Origin of the sequence: Paraburkholderia sp. GAS38 (genome assembly GCF_050434965.1) — a bacterium.
Lineage (GTDB): Bacteria > Pseudomonadota > Gammaproteobacteria > Burkholderiales > Burkholderiaceae > Paraburkholderia > Paraburkholderia phenazinium_A.
Map to the genome: position 1 here is coordinate 121,733 of NZ_JBNDJO010000013.1, position 18,535 is coordinate 140,267.

The window sequence follows — 18,535 nt, forward strand, 5'->3', positions numbered from 1 at the left end:
CTCCTTTCGTCAGGCGAGAACGCTGACTCTTTTGCACCGGCAATCATACGACTCACCGGCTAGAACTTGAAACCGACGTTGGCGTACACGTGGTATCCCTTAGTGATCGTGGCCGCGTCCGTTGGTACGTTGCCGCCGGTCGCGCTTGCAAGCACATCCTTCGTCGCCGACAGGCCCAGTACTACGCGTCCAAAGTTATAGCTGACCTGGCCGCCCACTGCGAGCAGGTTATAGCGATCCGTCACGATGGTGTTATGGTAGAAAGCGCTGGACGTGTCATTGCTGATCTGCCCCACGTAGGTCAACACGGGCCCAACGGACCATTGTCCAAACGACTTGGTGGCGGCAAGGTCCGCATGCAGGATGTCGCCTGTCCGATAGCCGGTGTACGTGTTCGCGGTGTTGAATTCCGTCGAAAAGTTCGCCGTCACGTGCCAGCCGAATCTCAGGTAAGAAACACTCAGCGAAGGCTGAATGATCCACCACGGGTTGCCGATATTGCTGAGTCCCGTCGCCCCCGTGATGGTGCCGTCAGGCACCACCACGGCAAGACCGGTCTTCACGTAGAGGCCGGTATTACCGAGTTGCCAGCTCAACTGGGCGGGCGAGATCACCGTATTGTGCAAGCCCGACTTACTGCTGTTAATCGGGGCGCCCGCATCGGCCATCGTGGCCGGCTGCAGGAGCATCGCCTCATAATTGGCGCCGAGAAAGGTCCAGCCGGGAGACCAGAGAAGCGCTGACACGGCTGTGACCACATCGACCGAGGTCGTCTGCTTGTCGGCGCCCGGACCGGTTGTGCTCGTCTGCTGGACATAGATCTGGTTGAAGCTGTAGAAGCCCGGCTGCGGCTGCGGTGCAGCCGTCATGCCCAACGTCGCGCCCGGTGGCATCGACCAGCCCGGATATCCCGGCTCGTAAGCGTGCGCCGGCGTCATCCCGACGCCGCAGACGAGGCTGGCTGCGCTCAGCAGCCAGCCGCGCAGTTTCCCTGCATGACCCATGTCTCCTCCGATTTATGTTTGACTCATCAAGTCACCTGGTGACTTGGTATCGAGTGTAGCGCGACTAAAAGCGATCCGAAAGGAGTCCGGGACACGGTGTTTTCCCGTAGATTGGGCGCAGCAGCCGGATTCGGAGTCGCCGCGGTGCCTGCATCGATCCGGCAGGTTCGAGGCGGAGGTGTGTCGTATCATGGGTTGAAGGGCAAACCACTTTCGACGGGCATCGCGTTGATCGCGTTGATTCACCGACCGCGCGAAAGGTCGCCAACCTCACCGAACTTCCGTCCGTAACTTGCGGCAGCAGCGAGTGGCCGCGTGCACCCACAAAGGAGATTGAGCATGTCCAGCACCATTGCCGAAAAGCGCCGGGCCTTTCGCGCGTTGCATGCAGCAGGATGTTTTGTGTTGCCGAATCCGTGGGACGTCGGCAGCGCGCGTTATCTCGCGAGTGTCGGCTTCAAGGCGCTAGCCACGACCAGTTCGGGCTTCGCGTGGTCCACCGGCCGGCCCGACAACGGCGTGCCGCGCGACACGATCCTCGCGCACCTGCGCGAGGTGGTCGGCGCGACGGATCTGCCGGTCAACGCCGACTTCGAAAGCGGCTTCGGCAAGGATCCGGCCGAAGTCGCGCAAAGCGTCCGGCTCGCGATCGACACCGGCATCGCCGGGCTGTCGATCGAAGACTCGACAGCCGATCCGAAGTCGCCGCTGTTGCCGCTCGATGTGGCCGTCGAACGGATCGCTGCGGCAAGACGCGCGATCGACGAAGCAGGCGGCGACACGCTGCTCGTCGGACGCGCGGAGAATTTCGTCGCCGGCGTACCCGACCTTGAAGACGCGATCGCGCGTCTGCGAGCCTATGCGCAAGCGGGTGCCGACTGCCTGTACGCGCCGGGCATCAATACGCGCGAGCAGATCGAAGCCGTGGTCGCCGCGGTCAGGCCGAAGCCGGTCAATCTGCTGATCGGCGGGCCGTCCGCGTTCACGCTCGACGAGCTGACGAAGCTCGGCGTGCGGCGCGTGAGCGTAGGCGGGGCGCTCGCCCGCGCGGCGTGGGGTGGCCTTGTCACTAGCGTTCAAGGGCTGGCGGACGGCCGCTTCGACAGCTTGCCGAAGGAGCCGTCAGGCGGGTGGCTGAACAGCATGTTTAACGACGTCGCATAGCATCGCGTCGCGTCCCGGCCGCTTCGATATCGCGGCAATCAGTCGTGGCCGGGAGCGCTACCCGCTAGCGTTTTCGACCACGCGGCCTTCCGCGCGCCAACGCAGCATGCCGCCGGCGAGGTTGGCAACGGCCTCGAATCCTGCCTGCCGCAAGATGACCGTGGCTTGCGCCGACCGTCCACCGGCCCGGCATACCGTCACGATCGGGCGTTCCTTTGTGAGTTCAGCGGCGCGGTCAGCCAGATCGCCGAGTGAAATGAGTCGGGCTGCGGGAATGCGCCCGAGCGCCCCGTCGAACTCGTCAGGCTCGCGCACATCGACAATCTGGACGGCGCGAAGATTCTCCTCGAGCCATTGAGGATTGATTTCCCAGATGCCCGCAAAGGTGTACGTCAACGGCGCCCACTCGGGCTCGGCCATCCGCGTGGGGTCACGGGTGGCCAGGCCGCATTTCAGGTTGGCCGGCACCGCGACATCGATCTGCTTCGGATGCGGCAAGCGCAGGTTCGTCATGTGCACGCTGAAATCGTCTTCGCACAGCTCGCCGCCAAGGCGCGGATTGAAGTGCCGTTCCTCGCCGACACTCGTGACCGTCAAGCCGCGGTAGTCGTGCGCCGGATAAAGCAGGCAAGTGTTGGGCAGCGTGAAAATCTGCTGATGGACCGCACGGAACATCGCGCGCGCATCGCCGTGCTGGAAATCGGTCCGGCCTGTGCCCCTGATAAGCAGACAATCTCCGGTGAACGCGAGGGTCTCGTCGTCAAGCACGAGGCTGATGCATCCATTCGTATGGCCCGGCGTCGCACGCACCTGCAGGTGCCGCGCGCCGAACTCACACCGGTCGCCATGGCTCAGATAGCGGTCCGCGCCTTCGGCGCCGCTCGCCGCCGATATCGCAATCTGGCTGCCTGTGTGGCGCTTCAGCATCCATGCACCGGTCACATGATCGGCGTGGACGTGGGTGTCGATGGTGTACAGGAGGCGCAATCCCAGTTCTTCGATCAGCGCGGTCTCGCGGCGCACCTGCTCGAATACCGGATCGATCAGCACCGCCTCTCCCGTCACGCTATCCGCAAGAAGATAGGTGTAGGTAGACGATTGCTGATCGAATAGCTGCCGGAAGATCAACACGATTTGGCTCCGTCGGAATGCAGGTCGTGCCTATAGCGTAGAACATTTGCATCCGGAGGTCACATATCGGCTACGTTTGCCATTACGGCAGCGTAATCGGCACAGGACGCGTGAGCAGGTCGACGTAGAGACTGAAGAACCGGTTGTTGTCGAACTGCGTCACGTAGGTGATCTTCTGCGGCGAAGCGCCTGATGCAGGTTGATCGGGGTACACCGTCACATGCCCCTGGTCCTCGCCGGCCGTGGTGTCGATATCTAGGTAAGCGCTTTTCGTTTGCGTCGCATAGGTGGGGTCCATGAAATACGCGATCGTCAACGTATCGTACAGATCGGTGTTCTCGGCAAACGCACCTGCATTGGCGACGGCGTACGCCTTCGTCACCGCAGTCTGCTTGTTGGGGTTGTTGACGATTTCGTCGTACACCGTCTGCGTGAGCGGCACGGTATTGGTCACGTCGAGCGGAATGTCGCTCTGCGGAATCGTAGTCTGCAAAACCGTGCGGACGGCGAGCGGGTCAAACCACCAGTTCAGTTCCGCCACGGCATTGGCATTGCCCGGCACGGCCATCGCCCCGCCCATATAGACGATCTGCTTGATCAGCGGCACGATCTCCGGCGCCTTCATGATGGCTGTGGCGAGATTGGTCGGCGGTCCGACCTCCAGAATGGTGACCTGATTCGGATAGCGCTTGATGGTCTGGATCATGAAATCCGCCGCGCTTTGCGCCTGCAGTTTCGTCGACACCGCGAAACCGTCCGAGGGCGCAACAAGCTGGGACTGCTCCGTCGGTTCCGGCCGGCTCCACGCACCGAAATAGCCTTGCGGATTGGCCGCCTGCTGAGCGCGAATACTCGCAAGGTTGTACTGCAACGGATAGTCGGCCCCGCCGTAGACGCCCACTACGTTCTGCACCCCCATGCGCTCCACGGCCTTGAGCGCATCCGCTTCTTCCTGGATCAGCCAGTCGTTGCCCGTCACGACGCACAGCCCGAGCAGGTTGACCTTACCTTCGCCCATCAACTGCGTGGTCATGGCGAAAAGCTGACCGTCGTCGCCCATGGTGTTGAAGTCCGAGTCGATGATGACCTTCGGCGCGGTGGCGAGCGGATCGGTCACCGAGACGCTGCCGCCACATCCGGCAAGAGCCGCCGACATAATAAGGATGCCTATATATTGTGATTTCATGTTTCACCCTCAAGCAGAGACCGCGATTAACCAGGAAAACACCCTCTGGCGAGGGTGCCGGCAATGCAACGTCGAGCCACTCAGCGTGGCAAGCCGGACGACCTCATGTCACAACAGGCGTCCGGTTCAAGCTGCGCGGTCGACTTCCGCACGAGTCGGGATCGACGGCTGCGCGCCGGCGCGCGTCACCGAAATCGACGCCGCCCGTTGCGCGAGGCTGATCGCGCCTTCCAGCGGCTGCCGCGCGGCGAGCTGCGCGGCAAACACCCCAATGAAGGTATCGCCGGCCGCTGTCGTATCGACCGCCCGCACCTGCGGCGCCGGAAAATGCGTGCCCTCGCCGCCTTCCAGCAACAGATAGGCGCCTTGCGCACCGAGCGTGACGATCACGTTGCGCGCGCCGCCGCGTTGCAACTCCGTCGCCGCCCTTCTCGCGCCGCTTTGCGATTCGACCGGCAGACCGGCGAGGATCGCGGCCTCGACCTCGTTCGGAACGAGGAAATCGATCAAGGGCAGCCATTCCGCAGGCAGCGGGCCGGTTGCGGGCGCCGGGTTCAGCACCGTGATCTTGCCCAGTCGCCGGGCCAGCGCGAGCGCCGCGTGGACTGAATCCCAGGGCGTTTCCAGTTGGCAGACCACCACATCGCAGGCCTTGATCGCCGCCTCGTGGCGTGCGACGCCTTCGGGCGTCAGTGAGCCGTTACTGCCCGCGACCACGACGATGGTGTTCTGCCCATCGTCCGATACCGTCACCATGGCCACGCCGGTCGGCTGCGCCGGGTCGACCTCGATACCGGCGCAGTCGATGCCCTCCGCTTCCAGATCCTTGACCCGCTGGGTCCCGTTCGCATCCTTGCCCACGCAACCGACCATGGCCACGCGCGCACCGATGCGCGCGGCCGCCACCGCCTGGTTGCCGCCCTTGCCGCCTGCGACCTGCGAGAACTCATGACCGCCGATGGTCTCGCCAGGCCGCGGCAAATGCGGGGAACGGGCGACCAGATCGGTATTGATGCTACCCACCACGAGTACCCGGCCCTGCTTGGCTTCTTTCGACATTCATATTCTCCTGCCGGCCATTCACCGAATGGTCGAATTATGCGGCGCGGCGCCGGCTTCGATAGGTATCCAGCACGACGGCCACGACAATCACGGCACCCGTAATAATGCGCTTGGTCGGCTCGGTCGCCCCAATCTGGGCGAGACCCGCGGCCAGCACCGAGATGATCAGCACGCCGAAAAAGGTGCTGGTGACGGAACCGCGCCCGCCCATCAGACTCGTGCCGCCGATCACGACCGCCGCAATCACCTGCAATTCGATGCCCGACCCGGCGTTCGGATCCGCCGCTTCGAGCCGCGAGATCTGGAACAGCGAAGCGAGACCGGCGAGCAGACCCATCATCGCGAATACCGCAATCTTATAGGGCCGCGGGTTGACGCCCGCGAGACGCACCGCTTCCTCATTCGTGCCGATGCCCACCAGATAGCGGCCGAAGACCGTACGGGTCAGCACGAGTTGAGCGGCGACCATCACCGCAATCGCAATCAGGAACGCGGGCGAAATGCCGAACGCAATCGGGTTGGAGAGGAAATCGAACGCATCGCCGATGTAGGCCGTGCGCGAGTTCGTCAATTGATACGCGACGCCGCGAGCCGCTTCGAGCACGCCGAGCGACACGATGAACGACGGAATCCGCCACGCCACCGTAATCGCGCCCGTCACGCAGCCCGTCAGCGTGGCGCCCGCCATGCCGAGCAGGGCGGAGGGCAAGGCCGGCCAATGCCACTGCAAGGCCGCGACGCTGGTGAGCGCCGCGCCGAGCGCCAGCACGGAGCCAACCGACAGGTCGATGCCCGCGATGATCAGGACAAAGGTCATGCCGATCGACATCACGACGAGATCGGGGATCTGGTTCGCGATCGTGCTGAAGGTGTCGTAGGTCAGGAAGTGCGAGCTCAGCAGCGAGAACAGCACAATCATGCCGAGGAGCGCGCCGAGCAGGCCGAGATAGTTCGAGAAGCCAAGGCGTGTGCCGATCGGCTTCGTGTCTTTGGGCGGTTCGTTCTGCAGCGTAGGCAGGCTGGTGGGTGCGGTCATGCTTCAATACTCCACTGATTTTTCGTCGGGCTTGTTGCCGGGCCGTTCGTCGGGCACGCGCGCGTCGGGTTCGATCGGCTCGTGCAGCAGTTCGTCGCGTTGGGTGTAGCCCGCGAATGCTGCCGCGAGCAGCGCGTCCTGTGTCCAGGCGCCGCGCTCGAACACGCCCGTCATGCGTCCCGCCGACATCACGCCGATCCGGTCGCAAATCGACATCAACTCGCGCAGATCGCTCGACACCACCACCAACGCGCGGCCTTCCCGCGCCAGCGCGCCCATCAGGCCATAGATGTCGAACTTGGCGCCAACGTCGATGCCGCGCGTGGGCTCGTCGAACAGCAGCACGGTGCAATCGCGCGCGAGCCAGCGGCCGATCACCACCTTCTGCTGGTTGCCGCCCGACAGCTCCGACACCGTCTGCGCCGGGCCCGCGCAGCGAATCCGCATGGCGTCGATCTGTTGGCCCGCCAGCGCCGCCTCGCGCGCGGCATCCACCACGCCGTGTTTCGACACCGCGCGCAGATGGCCGAGCGAGATATTGGCGGCAATCGGCTGGGTGAGCAGGAGGCCTTCGCCTTTACGATCTTCGGTGATCAGCGCGACGCCGTTCTGCACCGCGTCCGAGGGCGACGCGATCTTCACCGGCTCGAGCGCGCCGCCGCCATAGGCGATGGACACCGTACCGGCATCCGCACGATCCGCGCCGTAGATAAGCCGCATCAGCTCCGTACGACCTGCTCCGATCAGGCCGCTGATGCCGAAGATCTCGCCGGCCTTGACCTCGAAGGAGACATCGCGCACGGCCGGCGCGCGGGTCATCCCCGCGACCTTCAGCGCCACGCTGCCAATACGGCGCTCGCCGAGATCGATTCGCTCGCCGATATCGCGGCCCACCATCAACGTTACGAGACGGTCGGCCGAGAGGTTCGCCATTTCGTCGACATGCACGAGACGGCCGTCGCGCAGCACGGCAGCGCGCTTCGCGATCCGCTTCAGTTCTTCGAGGCGATGCGAGATGTACACCAGCGCGACGCCGCGCGCCTGCAGCCGCTCGACCTGCTCGAACAGCAGATCCACCTCGCGGGCGGTGAGCATCGCGGTGGGCTCGTCGAGGATCAGCACGCGGCAATCGCCGATCAGATTGCGCGCGATCTCCACCATCTGCTGATGGCCGATGCCGAGGGTGCCCACCAGCGTGTCGGGATGGATCGCGTCGAGCCCGACTTGCGCCATGGCATGCCGCGCGTCCTCGCGGAGTTTGGCGCGGTCGATCCAGCCGAACACGCCGCGCTGCGGCAAACGGTTTAGAAACAGGTTCTCGGCCACCGAGAGGGTCGGCAGCAGGTTGAGCTCCTGCATGACCATGCGTACGCCGAGCGCTTCGGCGTCCTTGCGGCTGGCGGGCGCGTAAGCTGCGCCGGCCAGCGTCATCGAGCCGGTGGTCGGCGTGACCAGACCGCCGACGATCTTCGACAACGTGCTCTTGCCCGCGCCGTTCTCGCCGGTCAGCGCCAGCACTTCGCCGGCGCGCAGGTCCAGCGAGATATCGGCGAGCACGGGTTCGGCGTAGGTCTTGCCGATGCCCTCCACCCACAACACGGGTGGGGCATCAACAAGGGATAGGATGGGGGTGGACATCACATTGACAAAGCCGGACGGAGATCAGGAAGCGTGGCTCCCTGCAGGAGCGAGCCACGCGTGGTGCCGGTCTTACTTGGTGACCAGATCGACAGGCGTTTCGACGACGCCCGACAATTCCGACTGCTTCTTGTGTTCGGCGATGGCCTTCAGCGCCGTGTCGATACCGAACACCGCCTGTTTCGCGGCGTACTGATCCGCTGTGGCGAGGACGCGGCCGTCGGCGAGCATCGGCTTGATCGCGCTGATGTCGTCATAGCCCACCACCTGGATCTTGCCGGCCTTGCCCGCCGCACGTACCGCCGAGACCGCGCCGATCGCCATGTTGTCGTTGCCGCACAGCAGCGCCTTGACGTCCGGGTTGGCATTGAGGATCTGGCCCGCGACCGCGTTGCCCTTGTCGATTTCCCACTCGCCCGATTGCAGCGAGACAACCTTCATGCCGCCGGCCGCCATGGACTGCTTGAAGCCGGCCGTGCGTTGCTGCGCGTTGGTGGTGGTCGAGACGCCTTCGATAATGGCGACGTTATCGCCCGCCTTCAGGTGCTTGGCCAGGTAGTCACCCACCTTTTGCGCGCCCTTGGCGTTATCCGGGCCGACGAACGGAATGTTCAGGTCCTTCGACTTGAGCACGTCCCGGTCCAGCTGGTTGTCGATGTTGACCACGATAATGCCCGCATCCACCGCCTTCTTGAGCACCGGCACCAGTGCCTTGGAATCGGCCGGTGCGATCACCAGGGCGTCGACCTTCGACACGATCATCTGCTCGACGATACGAATCTGGTTAGCCGTGTCCGTTTCGTCCTTGATACCGTTCGTGATCAGGTCGAACTTGTCGGGGTTCTGCTTCTGATAGTCCTTTGCGCCGGTTTCCATGGTGAGGAAAAACTCGTTCGCCAACGACTTCATCACGAGCGCGACCTTCGGCTTGTGGGCAGTCTGGGCGAATGCGGCGGGCATGGGCAGAAGCGACGCTGCGAAGAGGGCAGCGCCGACGACGATAGCGCGACGCCGCGCCGGTTGGAAATGGCGGTTCATTAGATGTCTCCGTATCGCTCTTTCGGTCTACGTACTGATAGCCGGTGAGTCGTGTGATGGGTCGGGATGCCACGCTTGCCTCCGGCTGCCTTGATGAAACCGTCAAGCGGCTTCGCCAGATGCTGGGACAAGTATGACTGGCTTCAATCCTATCCTCGCGATCCCGGTTATGCTATGCCAAATTTCAAAATCGAGCGTTTCAAAAATGGAACATGTGGACTGGGACGACCTGAGGATTCTGGTGGCGATCACGCGTGGCGGCACCATGCGCGCCGCCGCCGCGGCTTGCGACTTGAGCGCGCCGACCCTGTCGCGCCGCCTGACCGAGCTCGAGCGGCGGCTGGGCGAGCCGCTCATCGACCGGGTGCCGTCGGGCTGTACCGTGACGGCTTTCGGCGCCCGGGTGCTGGCCTGGGCCGAGCAGATGGAAGACCTCGCCCACCGGATCGAACGCGCCGCGGACGTAACCGGCGGCGGCCCGCACGGCACGGTGCGGATCAACGCCGTCGAATGGCCGTCCTACATTCTGCTGAAACTGCTCGGCTCGTTCCAGGAGCGGCTGCCCGGACTCGCCATCGAAGTGCTGACGTCGCGACGGCCTTATAGCCTCGCAAGACGCGAAGCGGACATCGCGCTGTGGTCGGAATGTCCCGACGCGGGCGACCTGTATGTCCGGCGCATAGGCCGGATCCGCTTCGGGCTGTTCGGCTCGCGCGACTACTATCTGCGCCACAAGGCGGCGATCACGCGCAAGGAATGGGACAAGCTGTCGTTTGTCGGCTATGACGACCGGCAGCCGGATCACCCGGCTACGCAATGGCTGAAGACGCTGCCGGGTGCGCCGGCGCCCTCGCTGCGCAGCAGCTACGGCATGGGCGTATTCGATGGGGTGCTGGGCGGTTCCGGCCTCGGCGTGCTCGCCCAGCTCGCGGGCGACACGACGAGCGATCTGGTTTGTGTCGAGCGGCACATCAAGGCGCTCGATCAGGACGTGTGGATGGTGCTGCATCCCGCCCTGCGCGATAGCGAGCGGATACGGACCGTGGCGAATCTGATTGCCGAGATTTTCCGGTAGGGTTTTTAGTGCCCCAGTCACGCGACGGCATGCGCAACCGCGATGCGACTCCCGACGCGCCTGCTATACCTGGCGCTGAACCGTCCGGCCGTCGGCAAGATCGATCGTCTCGCCGATCTTGAGCGCCTGAATCTGCTGGACCTGCTGTGCCGAGAACTTGTGTTCGGGGTCGAGAAACACGTGCAAGGGATACACGAAGGTGCCCTGCTTCCAGTACCGCTTGTCGAAGGTCACAGCGAACTTCTTCTCGACCGGCTTGACTGGGCTAAGCGATTCCAGCTTCGCGCGAAACCTGACGACTTCACCGCGAACCACCTCGCTCTGCGACGTCACCAGCATTGCGACCTCGCTTTCCGGGTCGCTCACGCCAGGGCAATTTTCAGCCGCCGCGAGAGCGGCCTCGCCTGCCAGAACCAGTCCCTCCAGCCAGCGCTTCGTATCGGGCAGTCCGTTATTTTCCATCGCGTTTCACACTTCCTTGGTATCACTGACTCAATTTGCCAGCCACGCCTGGACGTGTCAATGACCGGCTCTTCGGCGCCAACTGTCCCCAGTTAGGCCTATCCGAAAGAATTTCTTTTGCCCGAGCCTAGATATCCTCGATAGTCGACTAGCCGGAGAGCGGAGATACTCCGTCCTTACCTCGTTTGCAGCCGTATCGGCCTGCGAACTCGTGCTTTGAAGGACTCCGGCAGATGACTCGAAAAACCCTAAGCCTCATGGCGGCGACTGCCTTTGCATGCGCGATCACGCCGGTCAGCCACGCGGCGGACGATCAGCAAGACGCGATCAGAACCGCAGTGACCCGCATCATCCAGCCGGTGATGGCCGGGAACAATGTGCCGGGCATGGCGGTTGGCGTCGTCATCGGCGACCGGCACTACGTGTTCAACTATGGTGTGGCGTCGAAGGAGACCAGAAAGCCCGTCACGGACGATACCTTGTTTGAACTCGGCTCCGTCAGCAAAACGTTGACGGCGACGCTGGCGTCCTATGCGCAGGTAAGCGGCTATCTGTCCTTGTCCGACCCGACGGGCAAGTTCCTCCCGTCTCTGCAGCACAGTCCGTTCGGCAATGTGAGCCTGCTCACTCTGGGCACGCACACGCCCGGAGGACTGCCGTTGCAGGTGCCGGACAATATCCATAACGACGATCAGTTGCTGCAGTATTTCCGGGCATGGCGGCCCACCTATGCGCCGGGCACGTATCGGACTTACGCCAATCCGGGCATCGGCGCACTCGGGCTGATCACGGCAAAGAGCATGGGGCAGGACTTCAGCGCGCTGATGCAGCATCAACTGTTTCCCGCGCTCGGCATGAAGAGCAGCTACATCGACATTCCCGCCGCAAAATTGCCTGACTACGCCGAGGGCTACACGAAAGACGGCGCGCCGATCAGGATGGCGCCAGGCGTGCTGTGGTCCGAAGCCTATGGCGTCCGGACGACCGCTGCCGACATGACCCGCTTCCTCGAAGCCAACATGAATCTGCTCCCGTTGACCCCAAAGCTTCAGCGCGCGGTTACGGAGACCCACACCGGCTACTTCAAGGCAGGGCCCATGACGCAGGACCTGATATGGGAACAATACCCGTATCCGGTCACCTTGAAGACGCTGCAGGACGGCAACTCGCCGGCGATGATTTTCGACGCAACACCGGTCACGCCAATCACGCCACCGCAGGCTCCGCGAGAAGACGTCTGGATCAACAAGACCGGCTCGACCAACGGCTTCGGCGCTTACATCGCCTTCGTTCCGCAGAAGCGGATAGGGATCGTCATCCTCGCCAACAAAAACTTCCCCATCGATCAACGGGTCACCGCTGCGTACAGGATTCTCACGTCGCTGGCCGACAGCGAGCATTGATCGATGAGGGACGATTTATTGAACCATCCTGAACCTCAGATGTTTTCGATCACCACCGGTTCGATCGTGTCCGCCGGTTCGAAACCGAAAATCTTGCCGTAGAAGTACAACTCGGCTTCCAGCGAATGGGTGATGGTTTCGGCTCGCCTGAAGCCGTGCCCTTCCCCCTCATACAGCACGTGGGCCACCGGCAGGCCTTTCGTGCGGACCACCTGATAGATCGATTCGGCCTGGTTCGGCGGCACGACCTTGTCCTCTGCGCCCTGGAACAGGATCATGGCGCTCGACATCTGCTCCACGAAATGAATGGGCGAGCGCGCCTGATAAAGGGCTTGCTCTTCCGGATACGGGCCCACCAGCCGAATCATGTAACGCGACTCGAACTTGTGCGTGTCCTTCATCAGCGCTTCGAGGTCGCCCACGCCGTAGTAGCTCGCGCCCGCCTTGAAGAAATCGTGGAACGCCAACGCGCACAGCACCAGATAACCGCCGGCACTGCCGCCGCGCACTGCGAGCGCGTCCTGATTCACGCGCCCTTGCTCGATCAGGTACCGCGCTGCATTGATCGCGTCGTTGACGTCGGTGACGCCCCATTGGCCATCCAGACGTTGACGGTACGCCCGGCCGTGTCCGCTGCTGCCGCCGTAGTCCACGTCGACAACGGCAAAGCCGCGACTGGTCCAGTACTGGATCGGTAAGCGGAATCCGGAATGCGTCGACGAGGTCGGACCGCCGTGGGCAATCACGATCAGCGGCGGCAATGTGCCCTCGGGGCCCTTGAAGTCGGGATTGGCCGGCGGATAGAAGAATGCATGCGCATGCAGACCGCCTTCCGTCGGGAAGCGGATCGGCTCGGCAATCGATACGTAGCGCGCATCCACCGCGGCGCCGCCCGATTGGCGCAGTACGCGGCAGGTGTGCGTGCGCAGATCGAGTTCGACGATCGCTTCGCCTGAGGTCGGCGAACTGCCGACGAACACCGCCCGTTCGCCCTCGACCTGCAGGTCGCGCATCGTGCTGTATGGCGTCGGAATGTCGGCGAACGCACCGCTCGACGGATCGCATGCCGCCAGGTGCGCGACGCCATCCTGCTCGTAAAGACATACGATGCGGCCGTCTGCCGCGAAGCCATAGGTTGTCATCCCGAAGACCCACTGGGGCTTGCCGAATTCGGCGTCCATCGGATGAAGGGCTTCGAGCGCGGTGTCGCTGTTGGTGCTCGCAGCCGTGGATGCGCCGACGCGCACCCGATACAGATTCCACCAGCCGCTACGGTCTGAGACGACATACAGATCGCCAGCCGGCGACCAAACGGGTTGAAACAGCGACTCGGTATGGCCGCCGGCAATCCGGCGCGGCGTCCCGATCGCACCGTTGGCCGCAATCTCCGCCACCCACAGTTCCGTGCCGTCCCATGGCATGTTCGGATGGTCCCAGGTCAACCATGCGAGATGCGTTCCATCGGGACTCAGGCAGGGCGAGGCAAAGAAGTCGTGACCCTCTGCGATCGTTTCGGTCGCTCCGCTTGCCAGATCGATGCTCACGAGTGTATTCACCGGCTCATGACTGCCTGCGCGGTGGTCCTCGCACACGCCGATCAACCGCCCACGGACCGGATCGGCGATCAGATCCGCATAGCGAAGGCCCTCGGTCTGTGTCACCGCTTTCGGCTGGCCGGATGGGTCGACCGCATAGACCTGTTGGTCCTTGAAGTTGACGAAGAACACGCCCAGTGCCGTCACCGCCAGGGCGCCCCCGCCGTACTCGTGCACGCGCGAGGCCGCGTCGAACGGTGCGGCGGTCAGTTCTTCGATTTCGCCGTCGGCGCGAAACCGGACGATTGCATGCCGGCCCTTTTCCTGCGGACGTCCCTCGGTCCAGACGATCCCCGCGCTGCCGATGCGAGGTTGTCCGAGCCGCAGCGATTCGCCGACGACCAGTTGGGCGGTCACCGGCGATTTCCAGCTACCGAATGCAGCGTAAGTGGGCGAGCCTGCTTGCGACGGGGAAATGGAAGGGGTGGAATTCATGGGGAGCGGGAGATGAGGGGTAGGGAATGAATCATGACCTATCGCCCTCTCGCATTCAACCCGTCCAGATGGCCAAATTTCGCCCCATCACGCGATCTTCCGAACCCATTGACTCCGCCAGGCCGGTGCTTCAAAGGGCTCCGAAAAATACTGCGTCTCGTGCACGACCTTGCCGTTGCGAAACTCCATCACGCTGACGGTGTAAGCCGCTTGTCCCTTATAAGCGATGGTGTATTCCGTGACCCAGAGATTACCGTCACCTTGAATGCGCCTGACATCGAAACCCGATGGCTTATCTGGATGATGACCTCGCAGTGCCTGCAAATTCTTCCGCCCGAGGATTCGTTCGCCTGATTGGGGATAGTCGCAGATAGCATCGTCATCGTAGATATCGTGTTCTGCGTCGAGATCGCCGGCCGCCGATGCCTGCCAGTGCGCATTCAGCGCCTCACGGATTGTTTCGTCCTGCATGGAGTGCCTCCGGATAGCGTTGACATCTGTCTATTGCGCACGTCGCGGAATAAACCCGGGGCTGCCCGTCTTGACCACTTCGTTGAACCGCTGCCTCGTCTCAATCCGGTTGATCTCGTCGAATGCGTCAGCCGGCAGCGCGGCGATGTCGAAATTCTCGCGCGCGCGATCCGCAGTCTTCGGCGTGGTGAGTAAAGCCCCACCCCGCTGGATCGCCCAGGCCAGCAATACCTGTGCTGTTGTCTTGCCGGTTCGCGCGGCAATCTGCGCGATAACGGGATCCTCAAGCGGCCCCGGCCTGATTCCGTGACCCAATGGCGCAAAGGCCAAAAACACGATGTCTTTCTCTTTGCAGAATTCCAGCAGTTCGGTTTCCGGAAGATACGGATGGGCCTCGACCTGCACCGCCGCCGGCTTGATTCGGGCCGACTCATAGAGAGGCTGCAAATCGTCCAGGCCGATGTCGGACAGTCCGATAGCCCGGCATCTTCCCTGGTCGACGAGCGCTTCCATCGCTCGCCACGTGTCCAGCAGCGTCACACCTTGGTCGTAAATGACCTGACCGTTGTCATCGCGTGGGTCCTGCTCATCGCCCGGTTGAAATGCAAACGGCGTGTGTATCAGATAGAGATCGAGATAGTCGAGTCCGAGCCTTTCAAGACTTGCCTCGAAAGCCGGTTGGACACGCTCGGGCCGATGATTGGAGTTCCACAACTTGGTGGTCATGAAAATGTCTTCGCGTGCGACCCCTGCGGCAGGAAGCCCTGTCTGCAGCGCTTCGCCGACCTCGCGCTCGTTCCGGTATCGCTCGGCGCAATCGAAGTGTCGATAGCCAGCTTCCAGCGCTTCTCGGGTAGCGCGGAGGGTCGTAGCTGCATCGGGAATCAGCGTGCCGAATCCGAGCGCGGGCATACGGCCGCCTCCGTGATTCAGCATGATCTTTTTACTCCGGAAATCGGAAGACTCAATCATGGCGACACCTCCGCAATCGTTCATGCCCGGCGACGAAGGATCGGCGCCGGGGCCTGCAAGAATTCCTTCTCTCAGGCCGGGTTGGTGTTGAATGTGCGGAAAGTGAAGCCGTCAAAGCGAGTCGCGCTGATTTGCTGCTCAGCCGTCGCCATCAGGGTCAAACCGAGCACCAAACAGGTCTGCTTCTCGACCCAGTGTAGCAAATGAACGGCTTACAAGCGGCGGTAAAACTTCGCAAGCAGCAGTTTGAGGCGCAGCGCGATACGCTTGCCCCGTGCTGTCCGATACGGAGAAAGGTGCGCGGCGAAGCTGCCGAGCAGTGCAAGCGCGCCGATCGTCTCGAGCAGGGCTGACATCATGGCTTCCTCACAGGCTGACGCGCGCGCATAGCGCCTCGGTCATCGGTGCAATATCGCCGGAGCGTAAGTTCGCGCGAAGAACACCAGCGTGACGCAGAAGGTCAACGTCAACGTACCCACCCGGATCATTTGGGGCGGCGCGCGTCGGCCGATTTGCGCGCCGCCATAACCGCCGATGATCGCCGCAATCAGCATCACCAGCGTTTCGGGCCAATGCACCGCGCGAGCCACGATGAAGGTGAGAACCGCACTGGCATTCGCCACACTGACGAGCAGCGTTCGGGGCGCGTTCAAACGCTTGAGATCGCGCCCGTCAATCAGCCCCCACATCGCGATCATCATGATGCCGACCGCCCCGCCGAAATAACCGCCATACAAACCGAGGGCAAACTGAATCGCCAGCACCGCAGACCCTGGCAAGTGCCGGCGACTGCGCAGCGCTTCGCCGAGTCGGCGGCCGAAAGCCAGCGCAACACTCGCGAACAGGAGCAGCCAGGGGAGTGCGAAAGAGAAGGCCGCCGACGAAGTCCACAGCAACAGGATCCCACCGAGAAATCCGCCGCACAACGTCGCAACCAGCAACGCGCGCATCGTCACGGAACCCACCGGTCCGATCCCATCGCGATACGCCCATGCACTGGCCACGCCGCCCGGAAACAGCGCCACCGTGCTCGAAGCATTCGCCTGAACCGGTGGCACACCTGCGGCGATGAGCGCCGGCAGGCTGACGAACGAACCGCCGCCTGCCAGCGCATTCATCGCGCCAGCCAGTATTCCCGCGCCAAAGATGAGAAAATGAGGATGCATGGGAGTCATCCTAGCGGCCCCGCTGTATGCCTACAATCTGGCATTCCCCATGCTGGACTTCGGCGAAACCGAAGGATAGCGATGACGGCATCGAGGAGCGGTAACGCATGCGTTTCGATCTGACCGACCTGCGGCTTTTCCTGGCGGTGGTTGAGCACGGCAGCCTCACACGGGGCGCGCGGGTCATGCACCTGGCGCTGGCCTCGGTCAGCGAGCGTATCGCAGGCATGGAGACGGCATTGGGTGCGCCGCTGCTGGAGCGCAACCGCCGCGGCGTGCGTGCGACGGCGGCAGGCGTGGCGCTGGTCCGGCATGCCCGCCTGATCCTCGGCCAGGTCGAACAGATGCGCGGCGAATTGCGAACGTACGCGACGGGTCTGAAGGGGCGCATCAGGCTGCTATCCAACACCGCCGCATTGGCCGCTTTTCTGCCGCAGCAGCTCAACCGTTTCCTCGCGAGCTACCCTGATCTGTCGATTGACCTCGAAGAACGGCCTAGCCCGGAGATCGTCAAGGCGTTGGCGGAGGGGCGAGCGGATCTCGGCATCGTCGCCGACATCGCAGACCTCGCGGCCCTGCAGACGCATTTGATTGCACAGGATCAGCTCGTGGTCGTGGCTAACCGTTCGCATCCCGTGGTCACCGGGATGCCCGTATCGTTCGCGGAGATTCTGGACGAGGCTTTTATCGGACTTTCGGACGCGGCATTGGAGACGCATCTGGCGGATCGCGCCTCGCGTCTCGGTCGTCAGCTCAACTATCGTATCCAGATGCGCAGTATCGAGAATGTGGCGATGCTGGTCGAAGCGGGCAACGGCATCGCGATTCTGTCCGAGGCATCGATCGACATGTTGCGTCGGCCGGGACTCGTGATCTCGCCGCTTTCGGAATCGTGGACGGCGAGGCGGCTTCATCTTTGCGCGCGCAATTTTGCTGCGCTGACACCGCATGCCAGTCTGCTCGCGCAGCAGTTGATGGAAAGCGCCGCGCAGCCGCTGCGGTCAACGGCACCTTCACCCTGAATGCCGGCGAATGGATGTTCGCAACGCCCCCGTCCTGCCGTCCTCTACGACGCCGACGCGACGACGCTCTCCGGTTCATCCTCGCGCCGGGCATCAATGAGGCGGACGAGATCAAGTTTGAGCGGGTTCCGGCGGGCGTAATAGCGTAGCTCCCACTCTGCGAGCGAGAGTTGTTGCGACGCCGCCTCCTTCTTCAGAGCGCGTATTGCAAGCAGGTACTCGTCGACCGAGGTGATTTCGGTCCAGTTGATTTCGACCTGACCGGACGTCCGCTCGATGATCAGGCGGTCCACCGGGCAATGGGGCGGCTCGGCAATCAGACCCACGGACCACAACGACTTGAGAGACAGATTGAAGAACTTCTGGGCGATACCCAGCCGGTATCCGTGCTTGTCGAACAGCGTGCCGCCGATTCGCGTGCCATGCTCGCATAGCCGGAGCAGGTTCTGCAGATGTTGTTCCTCTGTGCATCCGTTGACGTAATGCGGCAGCAGGTTCTGTTCCGCGAAGGCCAAAAGATCCTGACGGAACTGGCTTGTCGAAGGGCGATCCTTCGCTTTGGTTTCAGAATTGAATGCGTTGGCTCGCTGTACGGACGCGGCCCATGCGACCATGAGCAATTCGCCGACGAGATAGGTGAGATGATAGATAGCGGGTTGCGGCTTGGTCACAGTT

18 protein-coding genes are annotated in these 18,535 nt (G+C 62.9%); 4 read left to right on the forward strand and 14 right to left on the reverse strand.

The window, feature by feature from the left end; all coding sequences use genetic code 11:
• Window positions 1–59 precede the first annotated feature (59 nt).
• A complete protein-coding gene (locus P3T42_RS26995; RefSeq protein ID WP_429307731.1) occupies window positions 60–1,004 on the reverse strand; it encodes a SphA family protein in 945 nt (314 codons plus the stop codon).
• A 339-nt stretch (window positions 1,005–1,343) separates the two neighbouring features.
• Here P3T42_RS26995 and P3T42_RS27000 point away from each other — a divergent pair, with 339 nt between their 5' ends.
• Entirely contained in the window at window positions 1,344–2,168 is an 825-nt protein-coding gene (locus P3T42_RS27000; protein ID WP_429307732.1) for an isocitrate lyase/PEP mutase family protein, read from the forward strand.
• Between the two features lie 57 nt (window positions 2,169–2,225).
• On the opposite strand, the gene P3T42_RS27005 is transcribed toward P3T42_RS27000, so the two are convergent.
• From P3T42_RS27005 to P3T42_RS27030, 6 genes are all read right to left on the reverse strand, one after another.
• A complete protein-coding gene (locus tag P3T42_RS27005; protein ID WP_429307825.1) occupies window positions 2,226–3,296 on the reverse strand; it encodes a rhodanese-like domain-containing protein in 1,071 nt (356 codons plus the stop codon).
• An 85-nt stretch (window positions 3,297–3,381) separates the two neighbouring features.
• The gene (locus P3T42_RS27010) at window positions 3,382–4,455 is read right to left on the reverse strand and encodes a nucleoside hydrolase (protein ID WP_429307733.1); all 1,074 of its coding nucleotides are present in this window, start codon (window positions 4,453–4,455) and stop codon (window positions 3,382–3,384) included.
• A gap of 156 nt (window positions 4,456–4,611) precedes the next feature.
• Entirely contained in the window at window positions 4,612–5,544 is a 933-nt protein-coding gene (gene rbsK / locus P3T42_RS27015; RefSeq protein WP_074293764.1) for a ribokinase, read from the reverse strand.
• A gap of 37 nt (window positions 5,545–5,581) precedes the next feature.
• Entirely contained in the window at window positions 5,582–6,583 is a 1,002-nt protein-coding gene (locus P3T42_RS27020) for an ABC transporter permease (protein ID WP_429307734.1), read from the reverse strand.
• A 3-nt stretch (window positions 6,584–6,586) separates the two neighbouring features.
• Window positions 6,587–8,221 carry a sugar ABC transporter ATP-binding protein gene (locus P3T42_RS27025; RefSeq protein ID WP_429307735.1) on the reverse strand — a complete coding sequence of 545 codons (1,635 nt, stop codon included), beginning with the start codon at window positions 8,219–8,221 and terminating at the stop codon, window positions 6,587–6,589.
• A gap of 72 nt (window positions 8,222–8,293) precedes the next feature.
• Window positions 8,294–9,259 (reverse strand): sugar ABC transporter substrate-binding protein, encoded by a 966-nt coding sequence (locus P3T42_RS27030; protein ID WP_074293767.1) that lies wholly within the window; start codon window positions 9,257–9,259, stop codon window positions 8,294–8,296.
• A 205-nt stretch (window positions 9,260–9,464) separates the two neighbouring features.
• Between P3T42_RS27030 and P3T42_RS27035 the strand changes: the two genes are divergently transcribed.
• Window positions 9,465–10,334, forward strand: coding sequence for a LysR family transcriptional regulator (locus P3T42_RS27035; RefSeq protein WP_429307736.1), 870 nt, complete (start codon window positions 9,465–9,467; stop codon window positions 10,332–10,334).
• 63 nt (window positions 10,335–10,397) lie between these two features.
• Here the strand turns inward: P3T42_RS27035 and P3T42_RS27040 are convergent, their stop codons facing one another.
• A complete protein-coding gene (locus tag P3T42_RS27040; RefSeq protein WP_429307737.1) occupies window positions 10,398–10,796 on the reverse strand; it encodes a hypothetical protein in 399 nt (132 codons plus the stop codon).
• Between the two features lie 233 nt (window positions 10,797–11,029).
• Here P3T42_RS27040 and ampC point away from each other — a divergent pair, with 233 nt between their 5' ends.
• Window positions 11,030–12,199 carry a class C beta-lactamase gene (gene ampC / locus P3T42_RS27045; protein WP_429307738.1) on the forward strand — a complete coding sequence of 390 codons (1,170 nt, stop codon included), beginning with the start codon at window positions 11,030–11,032 and terminating at the stop codon, window positions 12,197–12,199.
• Window positions 12,200–12,234: 35 nt separating this feature from the next.
• Here ampC and P3T42_RS27050 read toward each other — a convergent pair whose 3' ends face one another.
• The 5 genes from P3T42_RS27050 to P3T42_RS27070 form a co-directional block, all read right to left on the reverse strand.
• On the reverse strand, window positions 12,235–14,229 hold the full coding sequence (locus tag P3T42_RS27050) for a S9 family peptidase (protein WP_429307739.1): 1,995 nt from the start codon (window positions 14,227–14,229) through the stop codon (window positions 12,235–12,237).
• An 87-nt stretch (window positions 14,230–14,316) separates the two neighbouring features.
• The gene (locus P3T42_RS27055) at window positions 14,317–14,700 is read right to left on the reverse strand and encodes a nuclear transport factor 2 family protein (RefSeq protein ID WP_074293772.1); all 384 of its coding nucleotides are present in this window, start codon (window positions 14,698–14,700) and stop codon (window positions 14,317–14,319) included.
• Window positions 14,701–14,730: 30 nt separating this feature from the next.
• Window positions 14,731–15,672 carry an aldo/keto reductase gene (locus P3T42_RS27060; protein ID WP_429307740.1) on the reverse strand — a complete coding sequence of 314 codons (942 nt, stop codon included), beginning with the start codon at window positions 15,670–15,672 and terminating at the stop codon, window positions 14,731–14,733.
• Between the two features lie 212 nt (window positions 15,673–15,884).
• A complete protein-coding gene (locus P3T42_RS27065) occupies window positions 15,885–16,031 on the reverse strand; it encodes a hypothetical protein (RefSeq protein ID WP_429307741.1) in 147 nt (48 codons plus the stop codon).
• A gap of 39 nt (window positions 16,032–16,070) precedes the next feature.
• Window positions 16,071–16,838, reverse strand: coding sequence for a sulfite exporter TauE/SafE family protein (locus P3T42_RS27070; RefSeq protein WP_429307742.1), 768 nt, complete (start codon window positions 16,836–16,838; stop codon window positions 16,071–16,073).
• Between the two features lie 107 nt (window positions 16,839–16,945).
• Between P3T42_RS27070 and P3T42_RS27075 the strand changes: the two genes are divergently transcribed.
• A complete protein-coding gene (locus P3T42_RS27075) occupies window positions 16,946–17,860 on the forward strand; it encodes a LysR family transcriptional regulator (protein ID WP_429307743.1) in 915 nt (304 codons plus the stop codon).
• Between the two features lie 44 nt (window positions 17,861–17,904).
• On the opposite strand, the gene P3T42_RS27080 is transcribed toward P3T42_RS27075, so the two are convergent.
• On the reverse strand, window positions 17,905–18,531 hold the full coding sequence (locus tag P3T42_RS27080) for a hypothetical protein (protein ID WP_429307744.1): 627 nt from the start codon (window positions 18,529–18,531) through the stop codon (window positions 17,905–17,907).
• Window positions 18,532–18,535: the final 4 nt, after the last annotated feature.